Source organism: Methanospirillum hungatei, from assembly GCF_020216685.1.
Lineage (GTDB): Archaea > Halobacteriota > Methanomicrobia > Methanomicrobiales > Methanospirillaceae > Methanospirillum > Methanospirillum hungatei_B.
Map to the genome: position 1 here is coordinate 1 of NZ_JAIWNS010000208.1, position 8,937 is coordinate 8,937.

The 8,937-nt window shown below is 47.3% G+C and carries 11 protein-coding genes; 4 read left to right on the forward strand and 7 right to left on the reverse strand.

All coding sequences use genetic code 11. From position 1 onward, the window contains the following. The coding region (locus tag LDL35_RS12650) for a CTP synthase (RefSeq protein ID WP_304022989.1) at positions 1-789 on the reverse strand (789 nt) is incomplete at its 3' end. Positions 790-835: 46 nt separating this feature from the next. Continuing rightward, the gene (locus tag LDL35_RS12655; protein WP_304022991.1) at positions 836-1,258 is read right to left on the reverse strand and encodes a PaaI family thioesterase; all 423 of its coding nucleotides are present in this window, start codon (positions 1,256-1,258) and stop codon (positions 836-838) included. Positions 1,259-1,364: 106 nt separating this feature from the next. Between LDL35_RS12655 and LDL35_RS12660 the strand changes: the two genes are divergently transcribed. Then, complete coding sequence (locus LDL35_RS12660) at positions 1,365-2,054, forward strand: glycosyltransferase family 2 protein (protein ID WP_304022993.1); 690 nt, start codon at positions 1,365-1,367, stop codon at positions 2,052-2,054. Positions 2,055-2,078: 24 nt separating this feature from the next. On the opposite strand, the gene hisD is transcribed toward LDL35_RS12660, so the two are convergent. Both hisD and LDL35_RS12670 read right to left on the reverse strand, forming a co-directional pair. Further along, positions 2,079-3,338: a histidinol dehydrogenase gene (gene hisD / locus LDL35_RS12665; protein ID WP_304022994.1), complete on the reverse strand. Its 1,260-nt coding sequence runs from the start codon at positions 3,336-3,338 to the stop codon at positions 2,079-2,081. A gap of 72 nt (positions 3,339-3,410) precedes the next feature. Beyond that, entirely contained in the window at positions 3,411-3,941 is a 531-nt protein-coding gene (locus LDL35_RS12670) for a chemotaxis protein CheW (protein ID WP_304022996.1), read from the reverse strand. A 161-nt stretch (positions 3,942-4,102) separates the two neighbouring features. Between LDL35_RS12670 and LDL35_RS12675 the strand changes: the two genes are divergently transcribed. Next, positions 4,103-4,699: a chemotaxis protein CheW gene (locus LDL35_RS12675; RefSeq protein WP_304022997.1), complete on the forward strand. Its 597-nt coding sequence runs from the start codon at positions 4,103-4,105 to the stop codon at positions 4,697-4,699. A gap of 4 nt (positions 4,700-4,703) precedes the next feature. Here LDL35_RS12675 and LDL35_RS12680 read toward each other — a convergent pair whose 3' ends face one another. The 3 genes from LDL35_RS12680 to LDL35_RS12690 all read right to left on the reverse strand — a co-directional run bounded on the left by LDL35_RS12680 (position 4,704) and on the right by LDL35_RS12690 (position 6,948). Then, positions 4,704-5,630: a hypothetical protein gene (locus tag LDL35_RS12680; RefSeq protein ID WP_304022999.1), complete on the reverse strand. Its 927-nt coding sequence runs from the start codon at positions 5,628-5,630 to the stop codon at positions 4,704-4,706. Positions 5,631-5,693: 63 nt separating this feature from the next. Next, a complete protein-coding gene (locus LDL35_RS12685) occupies positions 5,694-6,269 on the reverse strand; it encodes a flavodoxin family protein (protein WP_304023001.1) in 576 nt (191 codons plus the stop codon). 61 nt (positions 6,270-6,330) lie between these two features. Beyond that, positions 6,331-6,948 (reverse strand): peptidase M50, encoded by a 618-nt coding sequence (locus LDL35_RS12690; protein WP_304023002.1) that lies wholly within the window; start codon positions 6,946-6,948, stop codon positions 6,331-6,333. Between the two features lie 145 nt (positions 6,949-7,093). Between LDL35_RS12690 and LDL35_RS12695 the strand changes: the two genes are divergently transcribed. Continuing rightward, entirely contained in the window at positions 7,094-7,462 is a 369-nt protein-coding gene (locus LDL35_RS12695; RefSeq protein ID WP_304023004.1) for a DNA methyltransferase, read from the forward strand. A 220-nt stretch (positions 7,463-7,682) separates the two neighbouring features. Next, positions 7,683-8,937, forward strand: a 1,255-nt coding sequence (locus tag LDL35_RS12700) for a PAS domain-containing protein (protein ID WP_304023006.1), incomplete at its 3' end; no start/stop codon positions are given.

Here is an 8,937-nt window from a genome sequence, read left to right on the forward strand (position 1 = left end):
GACATCGGCCATTCCCTCCTTTTCCAGCTCCATCGGAACCTGATATATATCCGGAGCGGTTGCCGCACTGATGATCCCGTTCTGGGGTATATCACAGAGTGATGAGAGTTTCTTCTTCGTATGTGAGTTTAACGGTCTCTCACTCCGTCCAACAATGATGTCGGTAAATATTCCCAGTTCACGAAGTGCCTTGATCGAGTGCTGGGTCGGTTTTGTCTTCAGATCCCCCATGGAGTCCGATGGCATGAGGGTGACATGAACCAGAGCACGATCTGCCGTGGCTAGTTCACTTCTCATCTGCCTGACTGCTTCAAGGAATGGCATGCTCTCAATATCACCGACTGTTCCCCCGACTTCAACGATGCAGATGTCAGCCGGTTTCCCGTCAAAGACCTTCTCTTCTGCAGCAGATCTGATGCAATCCTTGATCTGGTCAGTGATATGCGGTATTATCTGAACGGTCTGACCCAGGTAGTCGCCACGACGTTCCTTGTCGATGACCATCCTGTACACTTTACCGGTGGTGATATTATGGGAGGAGTTAAGTTCGATATCCAAGAAACGCTCATAATTCCCAAGGTCCAGGTCAACTTCACCACCGTCATGCAGGACAAAAACTTCTCCATGCTGGGCCGGGTTCATGGTCCCCGCGTCAATGTTCAGGTATGGATCAATTTTTACTGCAGTAACCTGATATCCCCGGTTTTTTAAAAGCCGCCCGATGGATGCTGCGGTAATACCTTTTCCAAGACCACTCATAACACCCCCGGTAACAAAAATATACTTCACGTGACTCCTCCGAAAACCTGCAGAAAGGTTAACCCTTATCCCTCATTTACCCTGTGCCGGCACCCTGCCTGACTATAAAAGAAGCGGTGCACCGTGCGAGAAGGTTCCCGTCTTTCGCATCAGTGATGGAGGCTTCGGCATAAATCATCGTTCTGCCCTTTCTGACTACGGTACCATCTGCAAAAATAGTGCCTTCCCTGACTCCCCTGATGAAATGAGTGGTACAGGAGACGGTTGCAATGGTATCGCCTTCGGATAGCAGGGTATAAATTGCAAGAGCAATCGCCTCGTCACCAAGGGCAGTATAGAGTCCTCCCTGGAGCCATCCTTCACCGTTCTTCATATCATCCCTGACCGCCATACGTAGCCGGGCTTTTCCATCTCCGAAGGATTCAGGCTCGATACCCATAAGACAGAAGAAAGGGTTTGCCTCTCTACCCCGGTTTTTTATCTCATTCAGATAACTCATACTTACATATGCATGGTACAGGTGCATGAGATTGACGATAAAAATGGGGAATGCATATGAGTATTTCAGGTGAACCTGTTAGGGTACGAACTCATTCTCCAGCATTATGAATCATCCATCTGTCAGTATTGTTATCCCTGCATATAACGAATCAGGCCGTATCAGGCCACTTTTGTCAGAATTAACAGATTCGGACCTTGAGTTTATTTTTGTCTGTGACGGAACTGATGACACCGCTGATATCATTCAGGATTATAAAAAAAACCATCCTGATATGACCATCAAATGTCTTACCTTTCCCCACCGGCTTGGGAAAGGGGGAGGGGTCAGGGCAGGATTTACCGTCGCATCAGGATCCCTGGTCGGGTTTATGGATGCTGACAACTCAACAAAGGTCTCCGAACTGGTCCGGCTCTCCCGCCTTATGAGAGATCATGACGGGGTCATCGGTTCCAGGCACCTTCCCGGTCAGATTCTTCAGAGAAAACAACCCCTGTTCAGGCGCATCCAGAGCAGGATATTCAACGGCCTCATCCGGCTCCTGTTTGGTCTCCCCTTTTATGACACCCAGTGTGGCGCGAAAATTTTTAAGAAAGAGGCTCTTGATGCAGTTCTTCCAGATCTCCGCTCAAATGGATTTGAGTTTGATGTGGAACTGCTCTGGCATCTCTCAAGGAAGGGATACTCGCTCATCGAAGTCCCGGTCATCTGGAATGATACTCTTGACTCGCGGCTTCGGCTGTCAGATACGTTGTCAATGCTCGCAACCCTCGTCCGGATACGGTTTCATGTATGATCACGACAAAAATGGGAAAATCTTTCACTTTTGAGAAGAACGCCTGATTCTGACAGAATCTGCATGAGCTGACAGACCCTCAGCCTCTGCAATCGTCTCCACAACATCGCCAATCATCTCAAGGCCCTCCCGGTCGATCATCTGGATAGTTGAAGTCTTGGTGAAATGTGCAACATTCAGACCAGAATAGTACCGGGCATTACCGGCGGTCGGGAGGACATGGTTTGTACCGGATGCATAATCTCCGCAGGCAACTGCTGCATACGGACCGATAAATATCGATCCGGCATTTTTTATTTTTCCAAGCAGGGAGAAGGAATCCCTGACCTGTATTGCCAGGTGTTCAGGTGCGATTTTATTTGATGCCTCTGCTGCCTCGTCCAGATCCTTCACGATAAGATATCCTGAGCGCTCAAGAGATTGTGAAATGATCTCTTTCCGATCAGCCTCTGCAGTCAGTCGGGCAATCCACTTCCCCACCTCGTCAGCAAGCTGAGTACTTGGGGTTATCAGCATGGACGCTGCCAGCGGGTCATGCTCAGACTGGGCAAGGATGTCAGCGGCGATGAAGTCAGGTCTGGCATCCTCGTCGGCGATGATGGCGATCTCAGACGGTCCTGCCGGAAAGTCTATCTCCACGGTATCACGAACCATCATCTTTGCTGCGGTCACGTACCGGTTCCCCGGACCGACGATCTTCTCGACCGGAGCCATACTTTCAGTACCATATGCCATGGCAGCAATTGCCTGTGCTCCTCCTGTCAGGTATACCTCGTCAACTCCGGCGATATCACAGGCGACAAGGGTAAGAGGGTGAACCGGTGGCGGCGTGCAGCATATGACCTCCTTGACTCCTGCCACTTTTGCTGGAATTGCACACATGAGAGCAGTTGAGGGGTAACTTGCCCTCCCGCCCGGAACATAGATACCAATCCGTGAAAGCGGGGTTGTCTTTACCCCCAGGGAGATCCCCGGCTCTGTTTCTGTTATCCAGAAGTCCTCACGGCGCTGGAGTTCATGGAATCTGCTGATTCGTGCATATGCTTCAGATAATGCCTCGGCTAACTCCGGCGATACCTCTTCGTATGCTGCATCCCAGTCCTCTTCGCTCAGTCTGACTGCTTCTGGACGGACTTTATCAAATTTTTCAGCATAATCAAGGAGCGCTGCATCGCCACGAGCTCTGACTTCCGAAATGATCGCCTCAACCGGCCCCCTGACTTCATCAAGTGTGTCTTTCTGTCTTATCAGCCAGTTCTCGAGTGTTACCGGACTCCAGCTCATGGGTAGTACATGGATGTATGGCTCAAAAAAGTGATATGACAGAGCGGACCTGAATCGGGTGCCGGACCGATACTATGAGGATGCCGCTTCGCTGTCCCATCTCCAGATGTAAAAATCAGGTGCAGGACGCGCAATTTTTCCCCGTAACAGGTCGGTAAGCATCTTGTAAAGATTGAGGTAGAGGAGAAGGAGTTCCTCTGTTTTTCCTTCAGACTCTGTTTTCAGCCGGATCAATCCTTTTACATACTCTTCCATCCCGTCACATGCGGAAATATCGGCTGGCATGATATCAGAGGGATTGACTTTCCTGACATTGAATACATCATCAACCGAGACCGCCATTTCTGTTTCACTGACGGCTCCTTTGTGGATGATAAGTGTTCTATGTCTTTTATTATCTGCCCGGTCCATGCCAAGAAGGGGTGCAATATTGATGACCGGTATCATGTCCTCACCCCATTGTGCCATACCTTCGATATACGGGGGAGCATCATAGACATCGATGGTCTGAAGGGGGCGGACAAATTTGTCTATGATGTCTCCATCAATCAGATAATGATCCCTTCCCAGTAATATCTCAACGAGTGTCAGATGTTCCTGCATGCTAGTAAAATCCGTTCTGTTTTTTTATCTTATCTGTTCCCTGTATATACCCTTTGGTATTGTCTCCTCCTGCTGCAAAATATATCCATATCCTGAACCAACAGTACTTCTGTTGAAGACCGGGCCTGAATATATACCGATCCATGAGGGGGTATGATGGAATGACGACAAAAAATGATGCACTTCATCGGTTATTGCTTTTTGCCCTTGGGGATGGTCTGTACGGGGCACAGGTCTCATATATCCGTGAGATAGTACCTGACCAGGTGAAAAATCCCCTTCCTGGCGCACCTGATTTTATCCCCGGCATCATTAATATCAGATCTGACGTCATAAAGGTCATCGATATCAGAAGAATTATCCCGCTCGGAAAGGAACGGGCAAAGAAGAAGATCATCGTCTTCGTCCCTGAAGATGCCCACAGTACGCGTTTTGGTATCCTGGTCGATGATGTGTACGGGATTATGGAGGTACCTGATACTGTTGTATCTCATCTTGACCGGTCTGATGCAAAAATTCAGAATAATTTCATGCTCGGGTTTATGAAAATTTCACTAGATACATTCCTGCACCAGAATGGACGACAGTTCGCGGCTGGCGAAGATGACCTTGTCTGGATCGACTTTGAAGATCTTATCCGTACGATCACCGACGGGGACCAGGCGGATTCTATTGTTTTCCGTCTCACTGCTCTTTTCAATCCGCAATATCTGCTCTCTGGAGAATGGAAAAAGAATGCTGGAAAGATGAAAGCATAAGGGATTAGATCACCAGTTTCAGCTTTGAGTCTTTTCCTTTCAATAATCCCAGTTTTTTCATATCATTGAGGACCGATTCAATATATGCCGGCGAGAGGTGAAAGCCGATCATGATTGTATCATCTTCAAGCGGCAGGGTCTTATGGATAAATTCAGACATCAGCTGCTCTTTTGTTGCCCGGCCATCCTTCTGAATAATCCCCAGAATCTCTGCGACTAATACCTGTTTCACCTGGAGGTTGGCGAAGAATTTTTCTGTTTCCTCCTCATTATCAGTCTTTTTGAAGTATTCTTCCAGTTCTCTCAGATCTTCCAGGTATATGACGTCAGGCCCTGTGGTAACGACATAGGTAGAGGTTTGCCGAGCCTCAAGGCTCCGGATGATCTCCCACTTTTGTAATGCCTCTTCCCTGAATGGGGGAATTTCATCACCGAACAGGGACATGACCGCGTCATCAGGAGAGATGGTGCCTTTCAGAATCATCCCTTCCTCATCTATGTCAAGGAGATTATTGAGCCCCAGAATTTGTGTAACTGTGGCTTCTCTTAAAAATGCCTCCATATCTTCTTCGGTTTCAGGCACCGCGCCATCCCTGACAAAGACATTGAAAAGCTTCGTGTTGATGTGATCTCCCGGTTTATGGCTGATGAATGTCTGCTCCAGGTAGTCTCTTTCATGGATGAGATCCTGTAACCCCTCTTCAAAGGCCATCACTAACTTTTCAAATCCTTCCTCCCCGGCATCACGGATACGTGCTATCTCTTCTTCAAAAATTCCTTTTAACGCTTTGAAGGGTGCTTTGTATACCACCCTGCTTTCCAGTTCCACTTTGGTCTTCAGGCTGGCAGAGATGTTCAGATCTCGAAAAATCTTTACACAACCCTGTGCTTTTCCTTCCGAAGAAAACCTGATCTCTTCTTCAAGTACCATGACTAGCACATACCTCAGCCCGGTACCTGATATTCTAGCTGGTCGGCTGGGAAAAAAAGGGATTTATTCAGCGATCCGTTTGAGGAGCCAGGTCATATTGATCCCAAGGGTCTCCATGCATTCCATTCCTTCTTCGTCTGAGTCGACCTCCCCCGGAAGTCTTCCAAGACCCATGTTCCAGTAGGATGATCCGGGCACTATCATCTGGCACATCAGGAACAGATGGTTGATGGTATCAAACGCATGAATAGCTCCTCCTCTTCTGGCCGATATGACCGCAGCACCTACCTTGAACCTGAGAAAGTCACCACCTGACCTGCTTAACATACCGGTCCTGTCAATGAGAGCCGTCATTTCGGCAGTGACGTCTGCAAAGTACGTTGGTGACGCGAAGATTATCCCGTCGGCCTCCCGCATCTTCTCAACATATTCATTCAGATCATCGGTCTGGTTTGCACATTGTCCATTCCTGGTTTCATAACATTTCATACAGGCAAGGCATCCATGCAATGGTTTTCCACCGATCCGAACCATTTCAGTCTCTATCCCGTTTGATTCCAGAATATCAAAGACTCGGCGGACCAGGTGCTCTGAATTCCCATCCGGACGGGGGCTTCCAAGAAATGCAACTACCTTCATAAATCATACATGAGTGAGGGAGATTGATAAAATCCACGCAGGGATTATCCGATGCTCCCTCTTAGAAAAAACCACTCAAAGATCCAAAGAGGATACCAAATGCAATAAGTGCGACTCCGACGAAGATGACCGGGTTCCAGCTCAGGATCTTAGCCCCGTCCAGAGGTCCGACCGGGAGTAAATTAAATGCGGCAATCATCGCATTGACTTTGACGCCCACAAGGCCGATGATCGCAAGTAAAACTGACCCTGCTGACTGACCGACAATTATCAGGGCGGCAAAGGGTATTAAGAGGATGAGATTGCTCACCGGGCCGGCAAGGGATATCTTTCCATTCTCTTCCCGTGAGATATAATTACCATATATCATGGTAGCTCCCGGAGCTGCAAAGACAATTCCTGCGAGTGCAGCCATGGCAACGGCAACTACCAGCATCATACTGTTCATCTGAAACTCTGCCCAGTATCCGTACTTCATTGCGGTAAATTTGTGAGCCATTTCATGTACAATGAAGGCGATTCCCGCTGTGACAAGGGAGATTATAAAGAACTGTCCGATGATGAACGGATCAAGCCGCTGCCCCCATACCATCGCAAGGGTAAATGCTGCAGAAAGAGCAAGCCAGGCAACCAGAAGGTCACGTCTTTCATGAGGGGGGATTTTTTCCCATATATACATGGCATATCTGTATGTTGTAATCATACAATGGTTTGACGGATACCATAATTTACCGTGATAGTACAGCTCGAGTGGATTACCCCTGAATAAAAGATTTCAGTATGTGGGTGAAAAAAGTACATAACAATAGTATCAACGGAATGAAATGGAAACAAAAAGTGTCGATCACTATTTTGAAAATCTTTTCAGGTATTCTTCATACAGCGTTGGGCAGACTCAAGAAATTCCTGAAATACGATGGAAAGATGGGAAAGGTTCATACATTATCTGTGGTGATGCACTCACAATATTGGAAAAATTGCCCGACTCTTTTATTCAAACTGTAATAACAAGCCCACCATACTATGGGATGAGGGATTATGGAATCCCTGGACAGATTGGCGCCGAAAGGTATCTGGATGATTATATAGCACATCTTGTCGCAGTATTCAGGGAGGTGAGACGGACTCTTACAGACGATGGAACAATATGGATCAATATTTCTGATTTTTACCTCATTGTACTCACTGTTTAAGGTATGCATGAGCCTCACAAATTTATTCGAATATTTGATGAGAAGACTTTTTATTTAATTTTTTGGATATAATCTGTGTTCAGTCACAACACATGGCATGAGTTTTTATATCTCATCATGAAAGTATTTCTTACCGATAGTGAAGACTCAGGGAAACAGTTGTCATTCCTGGTTGAAATTATACTGAATTCTGGTATCTGGCATTGGTAGGGGATGGATTATGAGATTTACTGGTCTTGAAGAATTACTCAAAGCAGAGATTAGCGAAGATGAAAAACTGAAAATACTTGCTGCACAGTATACAGAACGTCTGAAAGAGCAGAAATTACTCCTGGACTCTACACGCATCCTCGGAGACACATCACTCAGTCTTGAGGATGCTATCCGCCGTGTCCTTCGTGATATCCCGGATGCATTCCAGTACCCTGATATCTGTGAGGCATCTTTTGAATATACAACCCTGCAGGAAAAAACCGGTAAATTTAAAAAGACTCCCTGGTCCTTGTCCGTCGAGATGACCGCGTCAGACGGGCACCCCTGTGTCCTTGAGGTTGTATATCTGGAAGAAAAACCGGTCATGGACGAGGGGCCGTTTTTAAAAGAAGAACGTGCCCTGATAGATGCCCTTGGGGACATAATTCTGGTTGCAGTCAACCGGGCAATCCTGATGCATGATATTAACCGGCAGGCACATGAAAGCAGACTTTTGCAGAGGAAGGCAGAGTTTATCATTCAGAATGCCCCGGTGCCGATATTTGAAATTAATCCTGACCTCTCTATTGCGAAGACCAACTCAGCATATTCTCAGGTTACTGGTTATTCAACCGAACAACTCCTGAAGATGAACCTCTCCGAAATTACAGTGACCAAACGTACCGGAAGAACAGCACGGGATGCCATTGAAATGAAGACCGTTCTTTCAGGAGAGCTTGAACTTGATGTTCCGGCAGGGCAGAAGGTACTTGAATACCTCTATCTCCCGATCCTTGACGACAATGGTGATGTTCTATCAGTTATTAATTTTTATGTGGATAAAACAGCGGAGAAGACTGCAGTCAGGGATATTATCAGTCTGACTCAAGCTGCAAAAGCAGGCCAGCTTGATACCCGGGTTGATCCGGATAAATATGAGGGCGATCTTCTCCTGCTTGCCAAAGGGATTAATGACACCCTTGATGCGGTTATCGGCCCCGTAAATGTCGCTGCCGAGTATGTGGATCGTATCTCGAAAGGCGACATTCCCCCGAAGATCACTGATTCCTACAATGGTGACTTTAACGAGATCAAGAATAACCTGAACCAGTGCATTGATGCCGTCAACGATCTTATCGCAGACGCTGGTATGCTCTCCCGCGCCGCGGTTGAAGGGAAACTGGATACCCGTGCTGATGTAACAAAGCACCAGGGAGATTTCCGCAAGCTCGTCGAAGGTGTGAATGCCACCCTTGATGCGGTTATCGGCCCCTTGAATGTCG

What these genes read in the sequence shown, in the direction of transcription:
- LDL35_RS12655 (WP_304022991.1), bottom strand. Translation starts at nt 1,258, where the DNA reads ATGAGTTATCTGAATGAGATAAAAAACCGGGGTAGAGAGGCAAACCCT.
- LDL35_RS12660 (WP_304022993.1), top strand. Translation starts at nt 1,365, where the DNA reads ATGAATCATCCATCTGTCAGTATTGTTATCCCTGCATATAACGAATCA.
- hisD (WP_304022994.1), bottom strand. Translation starts at nt 3,338, where the DNA reads ATGAGCTGGAGTCCGGTAACACTCGAGAACTGGCTGATAAGACAGAAA.
- LDL35_RS12670 (WP_304022996.1), bottom strand. Translation starts at nt 3,941, where the DNA reads ATGCAGGAACATCTGACACTCGTTGAGATATTACTGGGAAGGGATCAT.
- LDL35_RS12675 (WP_304022997.1), top strand. Translation starts at nt 4,103, where the DNA reads ATGACGACAAAAAATGATGCACTTCATCGGTTATTGCTTTTTGCCCTT.
- LDL35_RS12680 (WP_304022999.1), bottom strand. Translation starts at nt 5,630, where the DNA reads ATGGTACTTGAAGAAGAGATCAGGTTTTCTTCGGAAGGAAAAGCACAG.
- LDL35_RS12685 (WP_304023001.1), bottom strand. Translation starts at nt 6,269, where the DNA reads ATGAAGGTAGTTGCATTTCTTGGAAGCCCCCGTCCGGATGGGAATTCA.
- LDL35_RS12690 (WP_304023002.1), bottom strand. Translation starts at nt 6,948, where the DNA reads ATGTATATATGGGAAAAAATCCCCCCTCATGAAAGACGTGACCTTCTG.
- LDL35_RS12695 (WP_304023004.1), top strand. Translation starts at nt 7,094, where the DNA reads ATGGAAACAAAAAGTGTCGATCACTATTTTGAAAATCTTTTCAGGTAT.